Here is a 26896-nt window from a genome sequence, read left to right on the forward strand (position 1 = left end):
TATCTATGGCAGTTATTTCGATGCGAATTCTCTCATGTCTGTTGTTGGCACTGACGATTAGCGCCAACGCCGAAGAAACCGGCTGTGCAAGTTCTACGCAGCCATCAAAAAATGCTGAACTGAGCGAGATTATTGGTGACAAGAAAATTGGCGCGAAGTACCCGACGCTGGCAGCTGTGCTAAAAGAACCAGATCGCTTTAAGCTTCAGATTATCTACACACAAATAGATAGAGATAAGCAAAACAATGCTGCTTTGAGCTGTTACACCTTGGGTCTGGAACCCGAACGTTATTTCTATCCAGCCAGCACAGTGAAGTTGCCAATATCGTTACTCGCTCTGGAGTGGTTGAATGAACCACAGCAAAAAGCAATTACCATGTTTTCACCAATGTTGACTGACACAGCATTTGACGGGCAGTCAGAGGCACATGTTGATACCAGCTCGGCTTCGGGTTTACCGAGTATTGCTCACTATATAAAGAAGATATTGCTAGTGAGTGACAATGATGCCAGTAACAGGTTGTATGAATTACTCGGCCAGGACAGGCTGAACGACAGATTACGTCAGCTCGGATTGAATCAGGCCTTAATAAATCACCGTCTGAGTATAGCTTTAACGCCAGCACAGAATCGTCAGTATAACCCTATTAGCTTCTTAGGTTCGGGCGGAGCCGTTGCTCTCGCGTTACCGGCTCGCATATCGCAATTAGAATACGTGAACATTGAACAGCCTAAGCTCGGCCATGGCTATATGTCTGACGGAGTACTCATTCAGCAGCCTATGGACTTTAGTATCAAGAACCGCTTGAGTCTGCAGGATCTAGATAGCATCGTAAAACGTGTAGTGTTTCCTCAGCTTTTTGCCATCAACAAGCAGTTTCAAATAACTGAAGAACAGCGTGCTTTTATATTGCGTTACATGTCTATGTTACCCGGCGAAAGTGAGTTTCCGCATTACAGTAAAGAGGAATATCCTGACAACTACTCAAAGTTTCTGATGTTTGGCGGTGGGGCACAGGCTTTACCGGCTAATATACGTATTTTTAATAAAACAGGCTGGGCCTATGGTCATCTGATCGATAGTGCCTACATAGTTGATCTGGCAAACAACGTAGAGTTTTTCTTGTCTGCAGTCATATATACCAATCAGAACGATATTCTGAATGACGACCAGTATGAAACAGAACAGATAGGCTTGCCGTTTTTAAATGAGCTCGGCAATTTTATCTACCAACATGAACTGAGCAGAGCGAAAAACAGAACGCCAGATCTTTCTTATCTGCACAGGATCATTAATTAATTACCGTGTAATTGGCTAATAAATAAACCAATTCAATGCATTTGAGGTTGTTTTGCTCAAAAAGTGCGCGGTCGATCATCTTTCTGTAAAAAAGATCTTGATCACTTTTCGATGATCTCTATAATGCGCACCACACAGACGGCAGCAAGCGAAAGCAAGCAAAGTCTGACTGAGGCGAAAGCCTCGCATCATTGAGCCAAGGCTCTGGTGCAACGCTCTTTAACAATTCGCAATCAATCATCTGTGTGGGCACTTATGATGGATTTCACAAAATGAAATTTATCGGTTGAGTGACTTACATAGAAATATGTTTTAAGTCAGTAAGACTGAGCAGTCCTTTATGGACAGCAAACACTTTTAATTGAAGAGTTTGATCATGGCTCAGATTGAACGCTGGCGGCAGGCCTAACACATGCAAGTCGAGCGAATGAAGGGAGCTTGCTCCTGGATTTAGCGGCGGACGGGTGAGTAATGTATAGGGAGCTGCCCGATAGAGGGGGATACCAGTTGGAAACGACTGTTAATACCGCATAATGTCTACGGACCAAAGTGTGGGACCTTCGGGCCACATGCTATCGGATGCACCTATATGGGATTAGCTAGTTGGTGGGGTAATGGCTCACCAAGGCGACGATCCCTAGCTGGTTTGAGAGGATGATCAGCCACACTGGAACTGAGACACGGTCCAGACTCCTACGGGAGGCAGCAGTGGGGAATATTGGACAATGGGCGCAAGCCTGATCCAGCCATGCCGCGTGTGTGAAGAAGGCCTTCGGGTTGTAAAGCACTTTCAGCGAGGAGGAAGGGTGTTGTGTTAATAGCACAGCATTTTGACGTTACTCGCAGAAGAAGCACCGGCTAACTCCGTGCCAGCAGCCGCGGTAATACGGAGGGTGCAAGCGTTAATCGGAATTACTGGGCGTAAAGCGCACGTAGGCGGTGTGTTAAGTTGGATGTGAAAGCCCCGGGCTCAACCTGGGAATTGCATTCAAAACTGGCACGCTAGAGTATGTGAGAGGGGGGTAGAATTCCAAGTGTAGCGGTGAAATGCGTAGAGATTTGGAGGAATACCAGTGGCGAAGGCGGCCCCCTGGCACAATACTGACGCTCAGGTGCGAAAGCGTGGGGAGCAAACAGGATTAGATACCCTGGTAGTCCACGCCGTAAACGATGTCTACTAGCTGTTCGTGGTCTTGTACTGTGAGTAGCGCAGCTAACGCACTAAGTAGACCGCCTGGGGAGTACGGTCGCAAGATTAAAACTCAAATGAATTGACGGGGGCCCGCACAAGCGGTGGAGCATGTGGTTTAATTCGACGCAACGCGAAGAACCTTACCTACTCTTGACATCTAGCGAAGATTGCAGAGATGCAGTTGTGCCTTCGGGAACGCTAAGACAGGTGCTGCATGGCTGTCGTCAGCTCGTGTTGTGAAATGTTGGGTTAAGTCCCGCAACGAGCGCAACCCTTATCCTTAGTTGCCAGCACGTAATGGTGGGAACTCTAGGGAGACTGCCGGTGATAAACCGGAGGAAGGTGGGGACGACGTCAAGTCATCATGGCCCTTACGAGTAGGGCTACACACGTGCTACAATGGTACGTACAGAGGGAGGCAAGCTGGCGACAGTGAGCGGATCTCTTAAAGCGTATCGTAGTCCGGATTGGAGTCTGCAACTCGACTCCATGAAGTCGGAATCGCTAGTAATCGCAAATCAGAATGTTGCGGTGAATACGTTCCCGGGCCTTGTACACACCGCCCGTCACACCATGGGAGTGGGTTGCAAAAGAAGTAGGTAGCTTAACCTTCGGGAGGGCGCTTACCACTTTGTGATTCATGACTGGGGTGAAGTCGTAACAAGGTAACCGTAGGGGAACCTGCGGTTGGATCACCTCCTTACCTAAAGTGACATGAAGTTATAAGTGTTCACACAGATGATTGATTGCATGAGATAGAGCACACGTACAGATTGGGTCTGTAGCTCAGGTGGTTAGAGCGCACCCCTGATAAGGGTGAGGTCGGTAGTTCGAGTCTACTCAGACCCACCAAATTCCGCGTTATACGGCGTTGCTTCCCTGCTTGCATACCTAAGTATGCTTCACAGGAAAGCGCCTTGTCTAAAGCGAAATTAACTAGATTGGGGTTATAGCTCAGCTGGGAGAGCGCCTGCCTTGCACGCAGGAGGTCAGCGGTTCGATCCCGCTTAACTCCACCATTCCTTTAGTGTGTTGAAATTCAAATGAAACTGTTCTTACGAGAATGATTTGATTTGAGTTTAATCTCAAACTGCTCTTTAACAATTTGGCAAGCTGATAGTAGTAAAAAACAAGCTAAGCAACCTCTCGAACTCAAGCGAGAGAGTGTATAGCAAAGCACACTGTACGACACAAAAACATTTTTGGGTTGTATGGTTAAGTGACTAAGCGTACACGGTGGATGCCTTGGCAGTCAGAGGCGATGAAGGACGTACTAACCTGCGAAAAGCTGTGGGAAGCCGGTAAGAGGCGTTAGACCCGCAGATGTCCGAATGGGGAAACCCAGTGAGTTTACTCACTATCCTTAACTGAATACATAGGTTAAGGAGGCAAACCGGGAGAACTGAAACATCTAAGTACCCCGAGGAAAAGAAATCAACCGAGATTCCGTTAGTAGCGGCGAGCGAACGCGGAGTAGCCCTTAAGCTGGATTGGTGTTAGTGGAATCATGTGGAAATATGAGCGATACAGGGTGATAGCCCCGTACACGACAATGCCTTTTTAGTGAAAACGAGTAGGACGGGACACGTGGTATCCTGTTTGAACATGGGGGGACCATCCTCCAAGGCTAAATACTCCTGACTGACCGATAGTGAACCAGTACCGTGAGGGAAAGGCGAAAAGAACCCCTGTAAGGGGAGTGAAATAGAACCTGAAACCGTGTACGTACAAGCAGTGGGAGCACCTTCGTGGTGTGACTGCGTACCTTTTGTATAATGGGTCAGCGACTTACATTCTGTAGCGAGGTTAACCGAATAGGGGAGCCGTAGGGAAACCGAGTCTTAACTGGGCGAATAGTTGCAGGGTGTAGACCCGAAACCGGGCGATCTATCCATGAGCAGGTTGAAGGTTGGGTAACACTAACTGGAGGACCGAACCCACATCTGTTGAAAAAGATGGGGATGACTTGTGGATCGGAGTGAAAGGCTAATCAAGCTCGGAGATATCTGGTTCTCCTCGAAAGCTATTTAGGTAGCGCCTCGAGCGAATACCATTGGGGGTAGAGCACTGTTTGGGCTAGGGGGTCATCCCGACTTACCAACCCCATGCAAACTCCGAATACCAATGAGTACTACTCGGGAGACACACGGCGGGTGCTAACGTCCGTCGTGAAAAGGGAAACAACCCAGACCGCCAGCTAAGGTCCCAAAGTAATGATTAAGTGGAAAACGATGTGGGAAGGCATAGACAGCTAGGAGGTTGGCTTAGAAGCAGCCACCCTTTAAAGAAAGCGTAATAGCTCACTAGTCGAGTCGGCCTGCGCGGAAGATGTAACGGGGCTAAATCATTCACCGAAGCTGCGGACTTGTGCTTGCACAAGTGGTAGAGGAGCGTTCTGTAAGCCTGTGAAGGTGACCCGGGAGGGTTGCTGGAGGTATCAGAAGTGCGAATGCTGACATGAGTAACGATAAGGGGAGTGAAAAACTTCCCCGCCGAAAGACCAAGGGTTCCTATCCCATGCTAATCAGGGTAGGGTGAGTCGGCCCCTAAGGCGAGGCTGAAAGGCGTAGTCGATGGGAAACGGGTTAATATTCCCGTACCGGCCAATACTGCGATGGGGGGACGGAGAAAGCTAGGCAAGCGCGGCGTTGGTAGTCCGCGTGAAAGTATGTAGGTTGAGCGTTTAGGAAAATCCGGATGCTTAAGACTGAGATACGAGACGAGTCACCACGGTGACGAAGTTGCTAACGCTATGCTTCCAGGAAAAGCCTCTAAGCTTCAGGTATTGGTGACCGTACCCTAAACCGACACAGGTGGTCAGGTAGAGCATACCAAGGCGCTTGAGAGAACTCGGCTGAAGGAACTAGGCAAAATAGTACCGTAACTTCGGGAGAAGGTACGCTCTTTGCTGTGAAGGACTTGCTCCGTAAGCAGTGAAGAGTCGCAGTGACCAGCTGGCTGCAACTGTTTATTAAAAACACAGCACTCTGCAAACTCGTAAGAGGACGTATAGGGTGTGACACCTGCCCGGTGCCGGAAGGTTAATTGATGGGGTTAGCGCAAGCGAAGCTCTTGATCGAAGCCCCGGTAAACGGCGGCCGTAACTATAACGGTCCTAAGGTAGCGAAATTCCTTGTCGGGTAAGTTCCGACCTGCACGAATGGTGTAATGATGGCCAGGCTGTCTCCAGCCGAGACTCAGTGAAATTGAAATTGCGGTGAAGATGCCGTATACCCGCGGCTAGACGGAAAGACCCCGTGAACCTTTACTATAGCTTGGCACTGAACATTGACCCTACATGTGTAGGATAGGTGGGAGGCTTTGAAGCGGTAACGCCAGTTATCGTGGAGCCGTCCTTGAAATACCACCCTTGTATGTTTGATGTTCTAACGTAGGTCCCTGAACCGGGATTGCGGACAGTGTCTGGTGGGTAGTTTGACTGGGGCGGTCTCCTCCTAAAGAGTAACGGAGGAGCACGAAGGTTGGCTAAGTACGGTCGGACATCGTACGGTTAGTGTAATGGTAGAAGCCAGCTTAACTGCGAGACAGACACGTCGAGCAGGTACGAAAGTAGGTCATAGTGATCCGGTGGTTCTGTATGGAAGGGCCATCGCTCAACGGATAAAAGGTACTCCGGGGATAACAGGCTGATACCGCCCAAGAGTTCATATCGACGGCGGTGTTTGGCACCTCGATGTCGGCTCATCACATCCTGGGGCTGAAGTCGGTCCCAAGGGTATGGCTGTTCGCCATTTAAAGTGGTACGCGAGCTGGGTTTAGAACGTCGTGAGACAGTTCGGTCCCTATCTGCCGTGGGCGTTGGATGATTGAGTGGAGTTGCTCCTAGTACGAGAGGACCGGAGTGAACGAACCGCTGGTGTTCGGGTTGTCATGCCAATGGCACTGCCCGGTAGCTACGTTCGGAACGGATAACCGCTGAAAGCATCTAAGCGGGAAGCCGGCCACAAGATGAGTCATCCCTCAGACTTTAAGTCTGCTAAAGGGTCGTTGGAGACCACAACGTTGATAGGTGAGGTGTGGAAGCGCTGTGAGGCGTTAAGCTAACTCATACTAATTGCCCGAGAGGCTTAACCATACAACGCCAAAGATGTTTTAGGCTGAAAAGCCAACAGAAATACAGTGTGCATACTACAAGCTTGCTAAGTTAAAGACAGACAAACCGTTTTTGCCTGGTGGCAATAGCGCTGTGGAACCACCTGATCCCATTCCGAACTCAGAAGTGAAACGCAGCTGCGACGATGGTAGTGTAGCATTCGCTATGCGAGAGTAGTTCACCGCCAGGCGCCTCATAAAGCAGAAGGCCTACCTTAACCGGTAGGCCTTTTTGTGTTTGGCGGCCAGAACGTATCGTTCACCGCTGCTCGCCCCGCTGCAGCACAATACTCAACACCCTCAACAACGCGGCGGGTTTTATTTTATTGCTTTCACAGATAAAAACTCGACAAATCCTCTGCAACGATTAACACTTGTAGGCAGTTACAAAAGGAGTTGGCTGTGTATTTACTACAGTTTCCCAGACAGCGGATGCGTCGCTTTCAGCTTTTGGCTTTATTGGCATTGCTGTTTGCCTTTAATATTTGTCATTTTGCAATGCAGTATTACGATGTGCGCCAGCAAGCACATGTTCTGTTTCAGTCAGCTCAAGGGGTAGGATCAACTGATGCTGCAGGGCCACGTTGGTTGACTTCGCATTTCGGCCTAACCTCCGAGCCGCAAGGCGCTGCAGATTATCTTAGTTTTCAGCTACAGGATACTTTGGTATTCGTTGATAAAGCATTGTTAGTTACATCTGGTTTCTGGGCTTATCTTGTCTCTAATCTCATATTTTTATTAATCCTGATGCCATTGTGGTGGTTATGGCTACGCCAGCTAAAGATGCTTGCTAATGAAGAGCTGGTTGTACATGGCTTACTAGAACAGCTGGAGACTAAACTGGAATTGCGCGTGGAAAAGGGTTCCCCATCCCATCAACGTTTGCATAAAGTAGTGCAAAATTTAGAGCAGTTATTACGACGTGATCAGGAAGTGCGGCATCTGGTGCGTGTGCAGGGATTGATCGATCATGAATTGGCGATTGGTAACCGGGTATTTTTTGAAAGCAAGCTACAGCACTATTTAAGTGATACCTCTGAGGTAGCGTTTGGCGCTTTGTTTATTATTCAGCTGGCAGCGCCAGAGCCCAACGCAGCCGGTGCAAGGCCGTTTTTAAGGCTGCGGGCTTGTGTTGATATTCTGCAAGGTGTTATTGCCAGCTACAGCGATACAGTAATAGCCAGGCTGGCAGATAATGATCTGGCCTTGTTAGTGGCAGGCCTGGCGTCTAAGGATATGGAGAAGCTGGGTGACAAGATCGCCGTATTGTTAAGCCGGGCCAGCTGTTTCAGTGAGGCCCTTGAACATGATGTTGTACATATAGGTTATGCCGGCTATCAGCGTGGCCAAACTTCTTATCAGGTTCTATCTGAAGCTGATATGGCATTGAAAACCGCCCAGCTGCACGGCCCAAATGCTGCTTATGGTTTCGTTCAACAAGACAAGCCGCAGGCAAAAGGCTCTGTGTGGTGGCGTTCAGAACTTAGTAAAGCACTATTGGAGCATCGCTTCAGCCTGAGTTTTCAGCCAGTATTTTCCTGGCAAGAAAGAGATATCTTGCAACATGAGGTGTTGATCCGACTGCAAAGCCGGGAAGCAGGCAGTGTGCCCGCAGCTATTTTCTTACCGATGGCGCATAACTGTGGCTTAGCCAGTGAGATTGATAAATATGTCTTGCTTAAAACAGCTCGTATGTGTGCTGTTGAGTCCCGCACTTTTAACCGTTGTAGCGTCAATGTCAGTGTTCAGTCTTTGCTTGATCCTGTGTGGTGGGAATGGTTGGAGCACATGGTGCTCTCGGGACAGATTGACCCGCAGCAGCTGGCAATTGAGATTGCAGAGCATCACTTGTTACGGCACTACAAGCCGTTGAAAAGCAAAATGTTAAAGCTGAACAAGACAGGCTTTGCCTTGGTTATCGATCAGGTGGGGCTGGTAATAGACAATACCGTCTATGTTGATGAGTTGCCGTTGGAGTCGGTAAAACTACATCCTTCAGTGGTGCGGAATATAGATCAACATCTGGAGCAACAACTCTTCGTCAGAGGCCTGATCGCGGGTTTTGCCGGCAAAGGCGTCAGGGTTATTGCCACAGGCGTAGAGTTAGAAGCGGAATGGCTTGCACTGCAAAAATCGGGCGTTGCGGGCGGACAGGGGTTTTATTTCAGTCAGCCACTGACCCAGATAATAGCGCAAAGTCAGTTGCAGTAATCAGATTACGATGGCGTAAGCCCTGTAGTCCCTGCAAACCACCGGTATGAAAAAAGCTCAACCGACTGCCGGGTGGGATCTGGTTATGCTCAGCCAGATGAATAGCTGCCGCCAGGGCTTTGCCCGTGTAAATTGGTTCAAGAAGTATGTTTTGTGCCGCCATGCTGCGGCAAAATGCCAGTAGGTTGCTATCAAACTGGCCATAGCCTTTACCGGTAAAGGTGTTGTCAATCCGCCATTGTTGTTCGGCGTTTTCTTTATTTATCAGCTGTTGTACCCGTAACGGCAAGGACGCATCTCTGACTACCGCGATCCCCAATACGTTGCAATCATGACCGTTAATAATGCCGGCCAGGGTTCCGCCACTCGCGGTCGCACAAAGGATAAGGTCTGCATTGCCATCTGGCGTACTGGCTAAATCCAACTCTGACACACCAAGGCTACCCGCAGCAGAAGAGCCACCCTCTGGTACCAGCAATAAATCCGGGTGTAAAGCGGTTATCTCATTAATGAAAGCGGGCTCGGAACGTTGGCGGTAGCGGCCACGCTCCAACGTTATCAGTTGCATACCCCGTTGCCGGCAAAATGTCAGAGTAGGATTTGTTGGATCCAGCTCGTCGGTTCTGACATAAGCTACACTTTTTAACCTCATTGCATGACAACAGGCCGCCACGGCACACAGATGATTAGAGTAAGCGCCGCCGAACGTCACAATCCCTGCATAACCGTGTTGAACAACCTGCAGTAAGGGGTATTTCAGTTTAAGGCATTTATTACCTGAGACTTCCGTCAAACCCGTATCAAGGTGGCATATCCACAGTTGAATGTTTTTTTGCTGCAGCACTGAATGGTGCACCACCTGCCAACGCTTCTGGGGAGTAATTAGCTGAATATCAGATGAATACAACATAGCTCAGCACATGACAGTAACTAAATTTGCCGCTAGTATAGCGTTACACTCTACGTTAATGGCAGCGCTATGCTGAGAAAAATAATAACAAGCATCAGTCGGGGAGCGGCGAATCATTCCGGATTGTTTGCGTTGTATCTGGGAAGCTCTACTGTCAGTCTGACTCAGATCAAAGGCAATAAAACGGTATTACGCCGGCAAACGGATTTTACCGGCGCTGACTGGCAGCCGGCTGTGCGGGCGATGTTATCGGTCATGCCGACCGGTAGTCGTTTACATCTGGTGTTAGCTGCTGATTTCTACCAGTTGGTGCAGTTGGATAAGCCTGAACTGTCAGAAGAAGAAATGTTGCAGGCATTACCCTGGCAGGTCAAAGATCTGGTTAGTATCAGCCCGGAAGACATTATTGCAGATTACATTGATTTACCCGTCCACAGCGCACAGCAAGCGAAAATAAATGTCGTGGTAGCCAGTCTCAGTTGGTTAAAGCAGCTGGTTCAACAGGTAACCCAATCCGGGCAGCAGCTGCTGACAATTCAACCTGAAGAGTGGCTGGCTTTACGATTAGTGAAACCAACAACGAGCGCAACTATGCTGGTGATACATCAACCAGAGCAGGAAGTACTGATCCAGATTGTACGCGAGGGGGTACTGTATTTTTCCCGCCGTACCCGTGGCCTGGGGCGCATGCATCTTTATTCGGAATCAGAGCTGCGCAACGGCGAGTTAGATCGTCTGCAACTTGAACTTCAGCGTTCTATGGACTATTTCGAAAGTCAGCTAAAGCAGCCTCCGGTCAGGGATATTCGTCTGCTGATGCCAAATGCAGAGATAGTGACAGAGGTATTGACGCAAACTGGTTTTAGCCGGGTTGAGGTATTAAGCAACGCAGTTGTTGATAATTCACTGAATACACAACAAATGATAAGCAGCTGGCCTGCAGTGGCGGCACTCAGCCCGGCCAGGGCGGAGCAAACCGTATGAAGCAGCAGGTAAATTTATATCAGGCTGTGCTGCAGCCAATACGTGAAAGGTTGGGCTTGAAGCGACTGCTGCAAATCTGGCTGTGTATCTTGCTGGTGCTGTTTGCAGCCTGGCTTTATCTGCAACAGCAGCAGGCTCAGCTTACAAAGCAGCTGGCATCTGAACAGCAGCAGCTGAATGTATTGCAGCAGGAAATGACTATGTATCAGCAGGCACTGGCGCAGCGCCAGCCGTCGGCTGAGTTAGTGAGCCAGTATGATACGGCCGCTCAGAGTGTGGCGCAAAAGCAGCAGCTGTTAAATTATCTAAGTCAGCAGCAACAACAGGCAACTCAGATATACAGCCCTGTTTTGCAGCATTTGCAACACATTGATCGACAGGACTTATGGCTAACGGGTTTCTCTTTGCAGCAACACTTTAGCAGCTTTAATGGCATAGCCCTGCGCCCGGACAGTGTTCCGCTGTGGCTTGAGAATTTGCGGCAACTGGCGTATTTCCGCGGTCAGCGCTTTAGTCAGGTTAATATGCTGCAGGTACCAGAGAAAAAAGCCGTGAGTTTTGAGCTGCGGGCCCGGCAAGGAGCAGAACAATGAACCAGTGGCAACTATTGTCGGAACGTTTTAGTCAGTTACAGCACAGGGAGAAAGTACTGATTTGGGGTGGCAGTCTTATCTTAACACTCTGGCTGGGGCTGGTGTACTTGCTTGAGCCAGGTTGGCAGAGTCTGCACAAAGGCAAATTGCAGCTTGATGCCATGCAGCGGCAACAACAGCAAACTCAACAACAAAGCGAGGAGCTTCGACAGCAGCTAAGCATTGATATTGATCGCGATTACCGCGAACGGCTGGCTTCATTGCAGCAGCAACAGGTACAGTTGAATGAGCAAATCAAACTCAGTGCCAGTCATTTTATTGGCGCCGAGCAAATGGTGACACTGTTGCAAAATATGCTGCAAAGCAGTGAGGGTGTTCAACTTAGCAGTTTGCGGACTTTACCGCCTGTGCCTGTCAGGTTGGAGGGGCAAGCAGACAGTGAGCCACCACTGATGTATCAGCACACGCTTAAGTTGGTGATGACAGCTAATTACGATAAGTTGTATCAGGTATTGCAACGTATCGAGCAACTACCCTGGCTGGTGAACTGGCAGGGGCTGCACTATAACGTCACGGAATATCCGTTGGCTGATATGACGATAGAATTAGGTACGGTGAGTGAAAATGAAGATTTTATCCGTCTGTAGCCTCTGTTTGTTTTGGTGCGCCGTTGCGCAGGCGGATCCAACAAAACCGGCTGCTGGCTGGCAGGCCGCTGGCGTTAGCAGTGCAGGTGCGGTAACGGCCACACTGCCTAAACTACAACTGATTAAACACACAGCCGATGGCCGCGTTGCAGTACTTGATGGCGTTTTGGTACGAAAAGGCCAGCGTTTTCAACAGTATCTGGTGCTGGATATTCAGCAAACAAAAGTGATTATGGATTTAAACGGCGAGCAGCTAGTACTGCCTTTACTTAATACAGCGATAAAACAATATGAATAATAAGCGTGTAAACAAGGTGTTGTGGTTATGCAGTGGTGTCCTGTTAAGTGGCTGCCAGGCATTTTCACCTACGCAGGTACCGGATAAAGCTCAGCAGGTGCTGCAGCAAGCGGCGCAGACGAAACCTGTTACGGTAGCAACACCGACAGTACCGGATGCGGTGACTCAGGACCTGATTGCCAGTAGCTACACGCCTCAGGCTGCGCAGTTACCGCGTTTTAATGTTGCAGCAGCTCAGGCTGACCTGGCTGACTTCTTTCAGTCTATTGTGGCTGATACTGCTTATAGCGTTGTTTTGCACCCCGGCGTCAGTGGACAGATCACGCTTCAGCTGAAGCAGGTTACCCTGCCGGAGACAATGGCAATTGTGCAACAGTTATATGGCTTTGATATCCGTCAGCAAGGCATGGTGTACAAAATATACCCGGCAGGCCTGCGCACCGAAACTATAGCTGTGAATTATCTGATGCTGCAGCGTCAGGGGTTTTCGTCTATTGCTGTCAACTCAGGCGGCGTGTCGCAGGATAACCAAAATAACCAGAATGGACAGAATAACCGCAACAATGGCTCATCGCAGAGTAATAACAATCAGGGTAATTTAAATAACCAGAATCAGCAGTATGGCCAGCAGCAGTTTAATGGCAGCACCATACAAAGCGAAAGCAAGACCGATTTTTGGAAAGATCTGGAGAAGGCCGTCAGTACTGTACTGGGTAATGGCCCGGATCGGATGGTAGTTGTAACGCCTCAAGCCGGGCTGGTAACCGTGCGCGGCATGCCGGACGAGATCGCAGCAGTAAAAGCCTATCTGGGGCAGTCAGAGCAGCATCTGCAGCGTCAGGTTGTGCTGGAAGCGAAGATCATTGAAGTGACACTTAACGACGAATATCAGCAGGGTATTAACTGGCAAAATGCCATTATGAACCTGCGAAACACCAGTTTTAACTTTAGTACCAGTGGTGCCGTTGCGTCTAACGCCATCAGTAGTTCGCTGGGTGGTGTGACTGCTATTTCCTTTAACAATGCAGATTTTAATGGTGTGATAAACCTGCTGGAAACACAGGGCAATGCGCAGGTGTTATCCAGCCCGCGGGTTACGGCAATGAATAACCAGAAAGCGGTGATTAAAGTGGGGCAGGACGAGTACTTTGTTACCAACGTCAGCAGTGATACCACCATTGGTGCAGGCGGCACGACCAGCACGCCTAATATTTCTCTGCAGCCGTTTTTCTCGGGTATAGCACTTGATGTTACGCCGCAGATTGATCAAAGTGGCAGTGTTATTTTACATGTGCACCCGTCAGTTACCGAAACTGCCGAACAAAACAAAACCATTCAGTTTAGTGATGAGCGCATCATTTTGCCTCTGGCGCAAAGTAATATCCGTGAGTCTGACACTATTATCCGCGCCCGTAGTGGTGAAATTGTGGTGATTGGCGGCCTGATGCAAACGGTTACCAGTGACAGTGAGTCACGTACGCCGGTGTTAAGTGCTATTCCGTTGGTAGGCAAACTGTTTACCAGCCTGAACAAAGTCGAGAAGAAAAAAGAGCTGGTGATATTACTGAAACCAACGGTTGTTGGTGAAGGCGTATGGCAACAGCAGATCCAGCAGTCGTCTGGTTACATCGGTGACTGGTATCCAAAATAATTATGTATCAGCAACATTTTCAGCTTAGCCGTATGCCGTTCGGGCTAACGCCCGATACGACATTCTTTGTGCCGCTGCAGCAGCACAATGATGTGCTGGCGGTGCTGAAAACGGCACTGAACGCTGGAGAAGGTTTCATTAAGGTTTGCGGTGAAGTGGGCAGTGGTAAAACGCTGCTGTGCCGGAAGTTGCTACAGCAAACCGAACCAGACTGGCAACTTGCCTATGTCCCCGATCCCTGCCTAAGCCCAATTGAACTGCGCTGGGCATTAGCGCTGGAGTTGGGCTTGAAACATTCCGCTAATATCGACCCGCCGCAGCTGCTGCAATTACTGCAGCGGCAGCTGATGTTGCTTGCCAGTCAGGGTAAAAAAACCATAGTGCTGATAGATGAAGCGCAGGCGCTGCCGGATGAGACACTTGAGGCACTGCGTTTGCTGACGAACCTGGAAACTGAGCAGCGTAAATTGTTGCAGGTAGTACTGTTTGGCCAGCCAGAGTTGGACAACCGGCTTAGCAGTTACCGCTTTCGCCAATTACGTCAGCGCATTTCGTTTTCCTGCCGTTTAACTTTGTTAAACCGACAGCAGGTGGGGGCTTACTTACAGCAGCGGCTATACCAGGCTGGCACCCAGCGCATGCTATTCAGTGAAATGGCGCTAAGGGCGTTGACGCGCTACAGCAGAGGGGTGCCGCGTTTGGTGAATATACTGGCACACAAAGCCTTGTTACTGGCGTTTGGCGAGGGCAAAGCGCATGCCGGTTATCAGCATGTACGTTTAGCTGCCTGGGACACCGAAGATGTGCAGCCTAAACCCAGAGCATGGTGGTGGTATGGGGTAGCGTCAGCATCATTGGTGGCGGCAACGTGCGCCATGGCAGCAGGCAGTCAGTGGCTAGCCGGATGGGTGACGCTATGAGTGTGCTGAATAAAATGCTGCGGGATCTGGAGAAACGCCAGCATGTGTCAGAGCGTGCAGTAACACCACTAAACGCCCGCAGTGATGAGCGGCCACTGTGGCTGAATCTGTTACTGCTGTTAAGCGCGTTATTGCTGGCATTTGCGGTCTATGCCATTTTGACGCGCGAGCCGTTACCTGACACAGGCGAAGCTGCATCGGTGCTTGTTAAACCAGTAAACAGCGACACAGCAGCTGCTGTGACTGCAGCAGATAACAGCGCTGAACTATCAGTTAGCACGAAAGCTGTACCATTGGCTTCACAACAAAGTGCCGCAGTTATCAATGCGGAGCCCGGCCTTGCTGACGCAGAGGCTGAACAAGTGGCTGACAGTGTTCTGGCCACAGGCACTAAGGCCGGGGATGATACCGTATTACAGCGCACCGCCAACGCACAGCCCGCAGCTGAGCCTGACGCAGTGGCGCAACCTCAGTCGTTGCCAGCAAAACATGACGCCGGCGCTTTGCATACGACCAGTGCTGAGGGTAATACCGAGCCCCGCACAGGTGCGAACGCCCAGTCTGAAACTGACGTGAAAGTGGTGCGCTCTGTAGCGACACCGCAACAACAAGCCGCGCTGTTACAACAGCAGGCTCTTACCGCGGCACAGGCTGGTCAGCTACAACAGGCGCTGCAACTATGGCAACAGCTGCAGCAACTAACACCACAAAATGCAGAAGCCTACCTGGAGCAAGCCCGGTTGTGGCATCAGCTGGGGCAGCCTCAACAGGCGCTTATGGTGCTGCAGCAGGCATTGCAGCAAGGTATAGTAAATGCCGATATTCAGCTGCTGCTGGCACAACAGGCTGCAGCTCAGGCACAGTGGCAGCGGGTTGATACGTTGCTACCTGCGCAGTTTGTATTAGCGCAACAGCCAGAGTACTACGGTTTAAAAGCGACTGCATTGCAGCAGCTTGGCCAGCCACAGGCAGCGCTTGACTGGTTCAGGCAGCTTATCGTGCTGCAGCCGCAGCAAGCCCGCTGGTGGTTGGGGGCTGCGATCGCCCTTGATGCGCTGGCACAACGTGAACAGGCGCAGCTGCATTATCGTCAGGCGTTACAATGGGGCGACAGCTTAACCGCGGCCAGCAGAAATTACATTCAGCAGCGTTTAGCTGCAACAGAGTGACCTTATGCAAAGACCTCGTTTAAAAATGCGTTTGGGTGACTTACTGGTACACGAGAATATTATCTCGGAGCCACAGTTACAGCAGGCATTGGCACAACAGCAGCAAAGTGGCCGTAAATTAGGCGCCACCCTGATTGAGCTGAAATTCTTATCAGAACAGCAACTGCTGCAGTTTCTGGCACAGCAACTGAGTGTGCCTTTTCTTGATATCGCGCAAAAACGCATAGACCCCAAAGCTGTACAGTTATTGCCAGAAGTGCAGGCCCGCCGGTTCCGGGCGTTGGTACTGGAAGACCACGGCAGTTCAGTATTACTGGGCATGAGTGACCCGGCTGATTTGGCTGCGTTGGATCAACTGGCTGATCTGCTTGCGCCGCGCCAGATTGAGCTGGCGGTAGTGCGCGAAAGCCAGCTGATTGAAGCCTTTGATACGCTGTACCGGCGTACTAAAGATATCGAGAGCTTTGCCTCCCAGTTAAAAGAAGAACATGGTGATGACCAGGGGCTGGATCTTACTGCGGTAGATGAGCAAACCGATGCCGATAACACCATTGTTAAACTGCTGCAGTCTATTTTCGAAGATGCGGTTCAGGTTAAAGCATCGGATATTCATATCGAGCCGGATGAAAAAGTGCTGCGTATACGGCAGCGGGTAGACGGCGTGCTGCAGGAAAGCATTCTGAATCAGGTCAGTATAGCGTCTGCGCTGGTATTGCGGCTTAAGCTGATGGCGAATCTGGATATCTCTGAAAAACGTCTGCCGCAGGATGGCCGTTTTCAGATTAATGTGAAAAAGCACCAGATTGATGTGCGTATTTCTACGATGCCGGTGCAGTATGGCGAATCAGTGGTTATGCGTTTGCTTGATCAGTCTGCCGGTATTCTGCACCTGGAAGAAACCGGTATGCCGGCGCCATTGCTGGCAAAACTTAGGCGTATTATCAAAAGCCCGCACGGTATGATACTGGTTACCGGGCCAACCGGTTCTGGTAAGACTACTACGCTGTATGGCTTGCTCAGTGAGTTAAACCAGGCCGGCAGTAAAATTATTACCGTGGAAGACCCGGTTGAATACCGCTTGCCGCGGATAAACCAGGTACAGGTTAACCATAAAATTGGTTTGTCGTTCAGTAATGTACTGCGCACCACATTACGGCAAGACCCTGACATTATTATGGTGGGTGAGATGCGGGATCAGGAAACCGCCGAAATGGGCCTGCGAGGTGCACTTACCGGCCACTTAGTACTGTCTACGCTGCACACCAATGATGCGGTAACCAGTACGCTGCGCTTAATCGACATGGGCGCCGCGCCTTATCTGGTGGCATCAGCGCTACGCGCTATAGTCGCGCAGCGGTTGATAAGGCGGTTATGTGAGTATTGCAAACAACCTTACCAGCCGGATGATATGGAGAGCAGTTGGCTTAGGCATAACAAAGCCAACGCTACAGCCAGCTACTGGCATGCGCCGGGGTGTCAGTCGTGCAACCACAGTGGCTATAAAGGCCGGTTGGGCGTATTTGAGTTGCTGGTTATCACCAAGCCGCTGGCAGATGCACTGCGCCGGGATGATACCTCGGCTTTTGCCGAGCTGGCGCATCGTAGTGAAGGCTTTACCAGCCTGGGCAATATGGCGCTGCAATATGCGCAGCAAGGGATTACCAGCCTTGATGAAGTGATCCGGGTGTCAGAGTTCCTTGATACCGATCCTGATTTTGATGCAGTGAGCAGCTAAGCCTATGCCGCAGTTTATTTACACCGCAAGAGACAGCACCGGCAATGCCGTACGCGGCGAGCTTGAAGCCGGCAGCGAGAGTGCTGCGGCCGATATACTGCGCCGGCGAAGTTACATACCGCTGACGATTAGCCGCAACGACGCCGCAGATAAACCCGGTTTCAGCAGCCCGGTGCTGTGGCAGCGAAAAGTGTCTCTGACTGACTTGATTATGTTTTCCCGGCAGATGTACTCGCTGATGAAAGCCGGTATTCCTATTATCCGGGCCATAGAAGGGCTGGCGCAAAGCACCAATTCACTCAGGTTGCAGCAAATATTACAGGAACTGGTCGATCAGCTGGAAAACGGCCGTAATCTGTCACAGGCAATGGCAGTGCATCCGGCGGTGTTCAGCCGCCTGATGGTCAGCATAGTGCACGTGGGTGAAAACACCGGCCGGCTGGACGAAGCATTTCTGCAGCTAACCTACTACTTTGAACAAGAGCTGGAAACCCGTAAGCAAATTAAACAAGCTACCCGTTATCCGTTTTTCGTATTACTGACGCTGATAGTGGCCATGTTTATTCTTAACCTGGCGGTAATACCCCAGTTTGCCAATATGTTTGCCCGCTTTAATGCCGAGCTGCCCTGGTCAACTAAAGCTCTGCTGGCCAGTTCAGAGTTTTTTATTGCCTACTGGCCGTTGATGCTGATAGTGGCAGTTGCCGCAGGCTTTGGTTTCAGGTCTTATATTAAAACCGATAATGGCCGTAAAGTTTGGGGGCGCTGGAAAATCCGCTTTCCTATTATTGGCAGCGTAATATACCGCGCGACGCTGGGCCGCTTCGCCCGCAGCTTCGGCATGATGCTTAAAGCCGGTGTGCCGATGACCAGCGCCCTGACACTGGTCGCAGACGCGGTAGACAACGATTACCTTGGCGATATTATCCGCGAGATGCGGCGCAATATTGAACGCGGCGAAAGCCTGCTGCGGGTAAGCCAGCAAAGCCAGATGTTTACCCCGCTGGTACTGCAAATGCTGGCGGTAGGGGAAGAAACCGGCGCAATGGACGAAATGCTGTCTGAGGTAGCCGGCTTTTACGAGCGTGAAGTAGCGTTTGATTTAAAAAGCTTAACCGCCAAGATAGAGCCTATCCTGATCTGTATTGTGGCAGTGATGGTGCTGATCCTGGCGCTGGGTATTTTTACGCCAATGTGGGATATGTTAAACGCTTACAAAGGCGGCAATGGTTAGCGCCAACAAGCGCCGACAAATAACGTGTAATTACAAACTTTAGCGATATACTAATGATAACAAACAGATGGGAGAAACAAATATGAAAAGACAATCAGGCTTTACGCTAATAGAACTGATTATCGTGGTAATTATCCTCGGTTTGCTGGCAGCAACAGCATTGCCGCGGTTTTTAAATGTCACTGAACAGGCGGAAGAAGCGTCAATCGAAGGTATTGCTGGTGGCTTTGCTGCTGCAGTGGGCCTTGTACGTGCACAGTGGGAAGTCGAAAGCCGGCCAGGTAAGGACTCCACCAGCGCACAGATTAATTATGACGGCGTACCCGTTGGGGTAGATGGCGGTACTGCTACCCGCACCGGTGGTTATCCAACTACTGATGCTGTTACAAGTAATACTCTAGCTACAACGATGACCAGCGGTGATTGTTTAGGTGTTTTAAATACTATTTTACAAGCCCCTCCACGGGCGACTAATACTGCTGCAGATTTTAACGACAGTGCTAATACTTTGTTTGTTCGTGCTGATGCAAACTTATGCTATTACCATCAGGTTGCGACTGTTGGTGCTGCCGCTCCTACGGGCACCGCTGCTCCGGGCAATGGATTTATCTACAATCCTGCTACCGGTCAGGTCAATGTATTCAAAAACTAAGTTTAGATAATTAATAGGTATCTTTATGACACGTAATCAAGGTTTTACATTAATTGAATTAATTATTGTTATCGTAATTTTGGGTATTTTGGCGGTAACTGCGGCACCACGGTTTTTCAATTTCGCCGGTGATGCCCGTGTTAGTGTGCTTACTGGATTAAAAGGCGCAGTGCAGGGGGCGACGCAAACCGTATATGCGAAAGCTGCAATTGAGGGGCAGCTAGGTGCTGGGCCAAATACATTAAACCCAAGCGGAATAACTATTGTGTATGGTTACCCAAATGCGACTGCAACAGGAATTATTGCCGCTGCTACGTTGGATGCCTCGGCTATTACAACGGCTGCGGCATCCACAGATTGGGTATATTTCATTGGCGCTGCAAATGATATTTACTTGGCACAGAGTTCTGTAATAGGAACTCCGGCGTCAGCAGATGCAGCGGGTATTACCGCTAAAAACTGTTACATAAGGTATGTTAATGCAACAAGCGCTGAAAGCCCTCCGACAATAGCTACAACCATAAGTGGTTGTGATGATTGATGTTTGAATACTCGACGCTGCCTAACGGGCAGCGTTACTTTTTTATTTAGTGGTTCATCGGATAACCCAATGCACGCTTTGCTAAAGAAGAAAGGTTTCACGTTAATAGAGCTGATAGTTGTGTTGGTAGTACTGTCCGTTCTGGGTGTCTCCTTAGCCTCGCGTTTTTTTACCATGTCCGGAACATCAGAATATTTATACCAGGATCAGATCTTAAATCTGCTGCGCCGGGCGCAGATGCAAGCCATGCAATGTACCGATTGCGTAGTTCCATCCGTTAGTCTTTCAGACAAAGAAGCTCTGCTTGGCACTGCAAGTTGTGAAAATGCAGACACAAGTATGGCGACAACTGTATGCGTTGCTGCACGTGACGCAGTAAGTTTTTCTCCCGCCGGTACAATCAGTTTTAATAGTCTCGGGCAGCCCACTTGTACTACGAGCTGTATTATTGCAGTTGAAGGCGAAACCACACTTCGTATCTGTATCGAAACCGAAGGCTATATCCACCCATGTTAAGGACGAGCCGTGGCGTCACATTGATTGAACTGATTATAGGCATAGTGGTGCTTGGGATCAGCTTGAGCCTTATTACTTCTATTTTGGGACCGTTATACATTAGATCTGTCGATCCATGGCATCAAATACGCGCTGCTGAGCTTGGCCATAGTCTGATGAATGAGATACTTGGTAAGGCTTTTGATGAGAACAGCAACCGTAGCGGCGGGCCTTTGCGCTGTGATGAAGATGGCGGCGAAAATTGTAGCTGCACTGCAACTGAAGTCGTGCTCACATTTTATCGCTGTACGGCCGGTTCTAATTATTCTGTTTTCGGGCCGAATGGGGAAACGCGTAGCCAGTTTAATGATGTCGATGACTATCACGGTCTTGTGCAAAGTGGTGCAGATATTTCAAATATATTTGGTTTAGGATTAGCTGACGCTTACCGGGAGTACACAGTAAGCGTACAGGTTGATTATGCAGGTGTTGAAGTTGGCATGGGGGGCAGCAACGAGGCTAATCGGTTAGTCAAACGAATCAACGTATCAGTAACAACACCTACCGGTGATGTCATAGATTTTGCTGCTTACAAGGGTAACTGGTAATGCGTTGCCGCGGCTTCACCTTGGTCGAGCTGGTCATTACGTTGGTAGTGCTGGCGATACTGGCGCTGGGTGTTACCAGCTATCTGGGTATTGGCTCGCGCATGTATGCCGATGCAGCGCTGCGTGAACAGGTGCTGGGGCAAAGCCGTTTTGTTGCCGAACGCCTGGTACGCGAGCTGCGAAATGCGGTGCCCAACAGTGTGTCATTTTCATTAAGCAGTAATTGCCTGCAGTTCCGGCCTATTTTATATAGCGGTGTGTATACCAGCTTGCCGTTTGAGCAAAACGGCAGCAGCATGACAGTGATAAGCCCCGGCCTGGCGTCAGTCAGCCCGGTAACGTACGCTTCTGGCAGTAAACCTCAGTTGGTGGTGTATCCTACTGCTGTAGCAAACCCCGGCGGCACTGTTGTGCTGAACAGCATCAGTACCGAGAATGCCGCTGCGGCGCGCTTTACGCTGAATTTTGACAGTTTCCGCTTTACCCGCCAGTCGCCGGAGCGGCGATTTTATATTGCCGATGAGAAAGTCAATTACTGCATTGTCAGTGCAGGCAGCGGGCGTTTTAACATGGAACGGCTGTATGCCGGCAACCGTGTGTTGATGGCAGAAGGGCTGACCAGTGCTCAGGTATTCCGTGTAACGGAGCCGGTGCTAACCCGCAATGCTGTGGTCAACATTCTGCTGCGCTTTGGCTATGATGACAGTGCAGATATGTTTTTAAATTACGAGGTGCATATCCCCAATGTACCCTAAACAGAATAAGCAGCGGGGCAGTGCTTTGGTGATTGCCGTCTTTATTATTGTCGTGATGCTGGCGCTGGTGCTGAGCCTGGCGCGGCTACTCACCAGCAGCAGTGAAGCCATAGTGTATGAAGTGCAGGGCACGCGGGCGCTGTTTGCCGCCCAAAGCGGACTTGAGCTGGCGCTGCCCAAGTTGTTCCCATTGGGGGCTTCAGCGGCAACGGCTTGCCCGGCGAATATCAGTAACCCGGTTAGTTTCAGCGATGCGGCGTTAAATGGCTGTAGTGTTACGGTCAGCTGCAGCGCCTACCCACCGGCGCAACCAGAGGTGTTTCGGCTTAGTAGCCGCAGCGAGTGCATTGCGAATGAATTTACTACCAGCCGCAGCGTGCAGGTAGAGGTGCGCAGATGAGGCTATTACTACTATTGTCCATTATGGCTCTGCCGTTACAGGCGGCAACTTATAATCTCAGCGGTGGGAGTTACCCGCCTTGCTCTACCAGCTGGAGTGTCAGTGGCACTACCTACACCTGTAGCGGTGATGGCAGAGTCACGCTAAGCAGCGGTGATAGCGTAGTGGCAAACAGCAGCGCTACATTAAGCGCAAATAACGGCTTTGATATTCGCGGCGCCGTTATAGGCACCAGCACCAACCGTATTAACCTGCAAAGTAACTATGGCAGTATTACCAGCACCGGTACGAATACGGTTTGGGGTAATATCCAGGCGGGCAGTGGTTTGGTGAACCTGGCGGCCACCACTGTAAATGGCAGCTTAACCAGCACCGGCGATATTACGCTCAGCGGCGGCAGTGTCTCAGGCAAAGTCACCAGCAGCAGTAATAAAATCACGACTAATGGTACTAATTTATTGGGCGGCGCCACAGCGCAGTCTGGTATGACGCTAACCGGTGGTACTTTGGCTGGTGACTTCGTTATGACGGCCGCGAACCCGTTAGTGCTGACGGGTGTCAGCATGACCAGTGGCAGCTTCAGTGGTGCTAGCCGTATTAGTATTGCCAGTAGTCAGTTAGGTAATGGTAATAATATGATTAATATTACCAGCACAACTGATGAAGTCGCTTTAACCGGCAATAGCGTGGTGTACGGTGTGTTAACTGCACCGAACTATTCGACCATCCGGGTGCAAAGCGGCAGTAATGTGTATGGTCAGTGTATTCCTAACTCAACGCCGACAAACGCCTGTACTGCCTATACTCCGCCGCCGCAGCCGCTGGCGCATTATCCGCTTGATTTATGCAGCGCTGTTTCTAATGGTGTGATAACCGATCTGACTGGCAATTACCCGGCAACCGGTATTAACGTGGGCGCAACCAGTACTGGCCAGGTACTGCAGGCTGCTAATTTATCTGCTGCTGGCAATGATTATGTCAATGTACCGGCCGCAGCGCTTAACGGCAGAACGAATTTCAGTATTTCGATGTGGCTCCGGTTGGATGCCGGCAGCGGGTTTAGAGAGCTATTTTCAGCCAGCAGCAATAGTTCAAATACCGAGCTGGAACTGTATATTAATGGCAGCAATGAAGTAAGGGCCGGTTTAAAAGGCAGTTATCACACCTTTAGTGGTGGCAGTATTAGCCCGGTGGTGGCCAATAATGTCTGGACACAGATTACCTTAACCCGCAGTGGCAGCCAGCTTTGTCTGTATCTGAATGACCAACTGGTAAATTGTGTTAGCAACGCCAGTAGCAGCAGTCTTAGTGTAGTGCGATCAGCTATCGGTATCTGGTGGCAGGCCAATGGTAACCTGACAGATGATTTCCGTGGTGATATCGATGAAGTATTACTGTTTAACCAGGCGCTGAGTAGTACTCAGGTGCGGCAGATGTATCTGAACCAGCAGGCCGGTACCAGTTATAACGGCACTACGCGCAGCAGCAGTTGTACTCAGTGTTTAAGTGACAGCTTCGCCAGCACCTTATCTGCTGACAGTTGGGTTACCAGCACCAGTAGCGGTAGCTTTACACCACAGGTAGTCAATGGCCGGCTAAGGATGACACAGGCTGTTGGCAATCAGGCGACATCAGCCACTTACCAGCGTTTATACCCGTCTGCCAGTAATCTGATAATCGTTGAGTTTGACTACTGGGCTTATGGTGGTAACGGTGCCGATGGCTTAGCAGTGGTGTTATCAGACGCCACGGTGACACCACAGCCCGGTTCATTTGGCGGGCCACTGGGGTACGGCTTTAAGCCGGGGATCCCGGGCTTTGCCGGTGGCTGGCTTGGTTTTGGTCTGGACGAATATGGCAACTTCTCCAATGAAGGTGGCAGCACAAATATTGGCAGAAGACGGCAAGCTGTAGTTGTACGGGGCTCCGGCAGCGGTACCTCCGGTTATAACTACCTGCGCGGAACTTGTAATAACGGCACAACCAATACCAACACCACCTGTCTGTCGCCTGCTGTTGATGGCAATCAGACAACAGCGCATCGGTATCGCTTTACCATAGATACCCGCACGGCTGGCAGCACGCTGGTATCAGTTGAGCGTAACAGTGGCAGCGGCTTTGTTAGCTTAATTGATGCTTTTAATGCGCAAAGCATCAATGGTCAGGCTGCGCCACCGGAAAATTTCTTTTTGTCTATTACCGGCTCTACCGGCGGCTCAAATAATATTCACGAGCTGGATAACCTGAGTATTTGTGCGCTGCGATCCAACCCTGTCGGCCAGCAAATCGATCATTTTGAGTTTGACTACAGTGGGCAGGCATTAACCTGTAAACCTGAAACCTTTACTGTACGGGCCTGCAAAAACGCCAGCTGTAGTGAACTGATCACTGAACCGGTTACCGCTACATTAAGCCCCACCAATAGCGCCACGGTTAACTGGCTGGGCGGCAATGTAATTAACTTCAGCGGTGGGCAAACCACAGTTAGCTTACGCCGCACAGTGGCTGGCAGTACCACCATTGGTGTTAGTGGCTCTGTGCCATCCACACGACCACTAAGCCAGACGTTATGCCGTATTGGCAGTGGTGGTTTGAGCACTGCAGCCTGCACCGTGAGTTTTGCTGACAGCGGACTGGTGTTTGATGTGCCTGACGGTATTTCAAACCTGCCACAGCAAAATATTACTATCAGCGCAGTGCGCAAAGACAACAGTAGCCTGCAATGTGTACCCGAGTTTGCTAATGTCAGCCGCAATGTAGCGTTCTGGAGTGATTATATTAACCCTGATGCAAATGGCCGGCCGGTGTCCTGGCCAGTGCAGGTTAATAATACCAATGTCGGCTTAAATGAGGCTAACCGGCAAGCGGTAGCGCTGACGTTTAATGCGCAGGGCCAGGCCAGCTTTACGGTAAATTACGCTGATGCCGGCCAAATGCAGCTAAACGCCCGTTATTCCGGCTCCGCTGCGACAGATGATGCAGGCCTGATGATGAACGGTGCCGATCAGTTTGTCCGCCGGCCGCTAGGGCTATGCATTGTTACCGGCGGTGAATGTGCTGGAGCTGATGCCAGTTGCACTGCTTTCAAACGGGCGGGTGAAAACTTTACGCTGACGATAACCGGCAGAGCCTGGCAAAGTGGCAGTACCGATATTTGCAGTAACCCGGTAACACCTAACTTTCAACGCGGTGCTATTACACTGAATCACAGCTTAGTTGCGCCAACAGGCGGCAATCTGGGTACTATCGGTACCACCAGTTACAGCCACAGCCGTAATGTACAGGCGCAAACTCAGGTAGTGCAGAGTGTGTCTGAAGTCGGAGTGTTCCGCTTTGGCAGTAGCGCTTTTAATTACCTGAGCATGACCGACCCGGTACCCGCAGCGACAAGTCAGGCGACAGGGCGGTTTTATCCGGCTGATTTCGAGCTGGGCAGCAACAGCGTCACACCGGCATGCAGTAGTTTCAGCTATATGGCGCAACCTTTCGCTACTCAATTTACGCTGACTGCCCGCAATATGCAGGGCGTGCGCACGCAGAACTACCACGGGGCTTTTGCCAGTGCTACCGCTGTGTTACAGGCCGAGAACAGCAATAACGGTGCTGCACTTGGTAACCGCTTAGCCGGCACGGTAAGTCCGGCCTGGGCGCAGGGTGTATTTAGTTATGCTGCGCCGGCGTTAAGCTTTAACCGGGCAAATCCGGCGCTGCCTGATGGCCCGTTTTTACAACTTGCGTTGGCAGCCAGTGTGGTGGAAAGAGACAACGTAGCCATTGCCAATCAGGATATCAACGTCAACACCAGCGCAGATTGTGTCGCCGCCGGCAATTGCACGGCAAAACTTTTTGCTACTACCGATATCCGCTACGGTCGTATGGTGCTGGACAATGCCTATGGCCCGGAAAATGAAAACCTGCCGCTGGTTTCCCGTGCCGAATATTGGAACGGAAGTGCTTTTGTCACTAACCCGCAAGATAATTGCACTGCACTCAGTGCACCAGCGGTAGTGCGGCCCGATAGCACTAACCCTGCGCTGGAGCTGAAAAAAGAGGCGCCTTATAGCGGCAGCGCAACGATGACGGTTAATGCTCAGGCCAGTGCTACTGCAGTGCAGCAGGGCAGTAGTGTGATCAATGGCTTATCGGCAATACTGTTGCCGGCTCCGCAGCAGCGCGGCAGCGGCAATATGGAGCTGCAGGTTGCGCCCTGGCTGCGCTATAACTGGCGCAGTGGCGGCAGCAATTATGATCAGAACCCGCAGGCCGAGTTTATTTTTGGCCGTTACCGCGGTAATCCAAGACAGATTTACTGGCGCGAACTTTTTCAGTAAAGGTTCAGTTTCACGGCTTAAGCTGTGCGGCATTTTCGCTATCGTCAGATAAATGCCGCCAGGGCTTGGTTTAATTGCATAAAAATGTAAGATAAAGCTATTCACATGGCAGCGACTTACTTAGAATAACCTCAGCTATGTTTACCACCACTGTCA

General features: G+C 50.4%; 19 protein-coding genes, 2 tRNA genes and 3 rRNA genes. 23 read left to right on the plus strand and 1 reads right to left on the minus strand.

The window, feature by feature from the left end; all coding sequences use genetic code 11:
* Window positions 1-20 precede the first annotated feature (20 nt).
* The 7 genes from AC5SV9_RS11900 (at window position 21) to AC5SV9_RS11930 (ending at window position 8817) form a co-directional block, all read left to right on the plus strand.
* Window positions 21-1301 (plus strand): serine hydrolase, encoded by a 1281-nt coding sequence (locus AC5SV9_RS11900; protein ID WP_475153330.1) that lies wholly within the window; start codon window positions 21-23, stop codon window positions 1299-1301.
* A 358-nt stretch (window positions 1302-1659) separates the two neighbouring features.
* A 16S ribosomal RNA gene (locus tag AC5SV9_RS11905) occupies window positions 1660-3196 on the plus strand.
* Between the two features lie 72 nt (window positions 3197-3268).
* A tRNA-Ile gene (locus AC5SV9_RS11910) sits at window positions 3269-3345 on the plus strand.
* A 91-nt stretch (window positions 3346-3436) separates the two neighbouring features.
* Window positions 3437-3512: transfer RNA gene (locus AC5SV9_RS11915), tRNA-Ala, on the plus strand.
* Between the two features lie 194 nt (window positions 3513-3706).
* A 23S ribosomal RNA gene (locus AC5SV9_RS11920) occupies window positions 3707-6589 on the plus strand.
* 93 nt (window positions 6590-6682) lie between these two features.
* A 5S ribosomal RNA gene (gene rrf / locus AC5SV9_RS11925) occupies window positions 6683-6797 on the plus strand.
* Together the 16S, 23S and 5S rRNA genes with 2 tRNA genes alongside form the textbook arrangement of a ribosomal RNA operon.
* Window positions 6798-7008: 211 nt before the next feature.
* Window positions 7009-8817, plus strand: coding sequence for an EAL domain-containing protein (locus tag AC5SV9_RS11930; RefSeq protein ID WP_475150108.1), 1809 nt, complete (start codon window positions 7009-7011; stop codon window positions 8815-8817).
* Here the strand turns inward: AC5SV9_RS11930 and AC5SV9_RS11935 are convergent.
* A complete protein-coding gene (locus tag AC5SV9_RS11935; protein WP_475150106.1) occupies window positions 8771-9727 on the minus strand; it encodes a 1-aminocyclopropane-1-carboxylate deaminase/D-cysteine desulfhydrase in 957 nt (318 codons plus the stop codon). The genes AC5SV9_RS11930 and AC5SV9_RS11935 overlap by 47 nt on opposite strands.
* A 69-nt stretch (window positions 9728-9796) precedes the next feature.
* Here AC5SV9_RS11935 and AC5SV9_RS11940 point away from each other — a divergent pair, with 69 nt between their 5' ends.
* The 16 genes from AC5SV9_RS11940 to AC5SV9_RS12015 all read left to right on the plus strand — a co-directional run bounded on the left by AC5SV9_RS11940 (window position 9797) and on the right by AC5SV9_RS12015 (window position 26740).
* The gene (locus AC5SV9_RS11940) at window positions 9797-10711 is read left to right on the plus strand and encodes a hypothetical protein (RefSeq protein WP_475150103.1); all 915 of its coding nucleotides are present in this window, start codon (window positions 9797-9799) and stop codon (window positions 10709-10711) included.
* Window positions 10708-11304 carry a PilN domain-containing protein gene (locus AC5SV9_RS11945; protein ID WP_475150100.1) on the plus strand — a complete coding sequence of 199 codons (597 nt, stop codon included), beginning with the start codon at window positions 10708-10710 and terminating at the stop codon, window positions 11302-11304. Before AC5SV9_RS11940 ends, AC5SV9_RS11945 begins: the two co-directional genes overlap by 4 nt.
* The gene (locus AC5SV9_RS11950) at window positions 11301-11951 is read left to right on the plus strand and encodes a hypothetical protein (RefSeq protein WP_475150098.1); all 651 of its coding nucleotides are present in this window, start codon (window positions 11301-11303) and stop codon (window positions 11949-11951) included. The genes AC5SV9_RS11945 and AC5SV9_RS11950 overlap by 4 nt, the downstream gene beginning before the upstream one ends.
* Window positions 11929-12249, plus strand: coding sequence for a hypothetical protein (locus AC5SV9_RS11955; protein WP_475150095.1), 321 nt, complete (start codon window positions 11929-11931; stop codon window positions 12247-12249). The genes AC5SV9_RS11950 and AC5SV9_RS11955 overlap by 23 nt, the downstream gene beginning before the upstream one ends.
* Window positions 12242-13900, plus strand: coding sequence for a pilus (MSHA type) biogenesis protein MshL (gene mshL, locus AC5SV9_RS11960; RefSeq protein WP_475150094.1), 1659 nt, complete (start codon window positions 12242-12244; stop codon window positions 13898-13900). The genes AC5SV9_RS11955 and mshL overlap by 8 nt, the downstream gene beginning before the upstream one ends.
* A gap of 2 nt (window positions 13901-13902) precedes the next feature.
* The gene (locus AC5SV9_RS11965; RefSeq protein ID WP_475150092.1) at window positions 13903-14820 is read left to right on the plus strand and encodes an ExeA family protein; all 918 of its coding nucleotides are present in this window, start codon (window positions 13903-13905) and stop codon (window positions 14818-14820) included.
* Window positions 14817-15989: a tetratricopeptide repeat protein gene (locus AC5SV9_RS11970; RefSeq protein WP_475150090.1), complete on the plus strand. Its 1173-nt coding sequence runs from the start codon at window positions 14817-14819 to the stop codon at window positions 15987-15989. Before AC5SV9_RS11965 ends, AC5SV9_RS11970 begins: the two co-directional genes overlap by 4 nt.
* Window positions 15990-15993: 4 nt before the next feature.
* The gene (locus AC5SV9_RS11975) at window positions 15994-17724 is read left to right on the plus strand and encodes a GspE/PulE family protein (protein ID WP_475150088.1); all 1731 of its coding nucleotides are present in this window, start codon (window positions 15994-15996) and stop codon (window positions 17722-17724) included.
* A 4-nt stretch (window positions 17725-17728) separates the two neighbouring features.
* Window positions 17729-18958 (plus strand): type II secretion system F family protein, encoded by a 1230-nt coding sequence (locus AC5SV9_RS11980; protein WP_475150086.1) that lies wholly within the window; start codon window positions 17729-17731, stop codon window positions 18956-18958.
* A gap of 82 nt (window positions 18959-19040) precedes the next feature.
* Window positions 19041-19610 (plus strand): prepilin-type N-terminal cleavage/methylation domain-containing protein, encoded by a 570-nt coding sequence (locus tag AC5SV9_RS11985; RefSeq protein WP_475150085.1) that lies wholly within the window; start codon window positions 19041-19043, stop codon window positions 19608-19610.
* Between the two features lie 25 nt (window positions 19611-19635).
* Window positions 19636-20151: a prepilin-type N-terminal cleavage/methylation domain-containing protein gene (locus tag AC5SV9_RS11990; RefSeq protein ID WP_475150083.1), complete on the plus strand. Its 516-nt coding sequence runs from the start codon at window positions 19636-19638 to the stop codon at window positions 20149-20151.
* 69 nt (window positions 20152-20220) lie between these two features.
* Complete coding sequence (locus tag AC5SV9_RS11995) at window positions 20221-20667, plus strand: prepilin-type N-terminal cleavage/methylation domain-containing protein (protein WP_475150082.1); 447 nt, start codon at window positions 20221-20223, stop codon at window positions 20665-20667.
* Window positions 20661-21254 carry a type IV pilus modification PilV family protein gene (locus AC5SV9_RS12000; protein ID WP_475150080.1) on the plus strand — a complete coding sequence of 198 codons (594 nt, stop codon included), beginning with the start codon at window positions 20661-20663 and terminating at the stop codon, window positions 21252-21254. The genes AC5SV9_RS11995 and AC5SV9_RS12000 overlap by 7 nt, the downstream gene beginning before the upstream one ends.
* Window positions 21254-22009 (plus strand): PilW family protein, encoded by a 756-nt coding sequence (locus AC5SV9_RS12005; protein ID WP_475150078.1) that lies wholly within the window; start codon window positions 21254-21256, stop codon window positions 22007-22009. The genes AC5SV9_RS12000 and AC5SV9_RS12005 overlap by 1 nt, the downstream gene beginning before the upstream one ends.
* A complete protein-coding gene (locus AC5SV9_RS12010; RefSeq protein ID WP_475150076.1) occupies window positions 21999-22409 on the plus strand; it encodes a type II secretory pathway component in 411 nt (136 codons plus the stop codon). Before AC5SV9_RS12005 ends, AC5SV9_RS12010 begins: the two co-directional genes overlap by 11 nt.
* Window positions 22406-26740: a DUF6701 domain-containing protein gene (locus tag AC5SV9_RS12015; protein ID WP_475150074.1), complete on the plus strand. Its 4335-nt coding sequence runs from the start codon at window positions 22406-22408 to the stop codon at window positions 26738-26740. The genes AC5SV9_RS12010 and AC5SV9_RS12015 overlap by 4 nt, the downstream gene beginning before the upstream one ends.
* The last annotated feature ends 156 nt before the right edge of the window (window positions 26741-26896 follow it).

This window comes from Rheinheimera sp. ATLC3 (assembly GCF_059429535.1).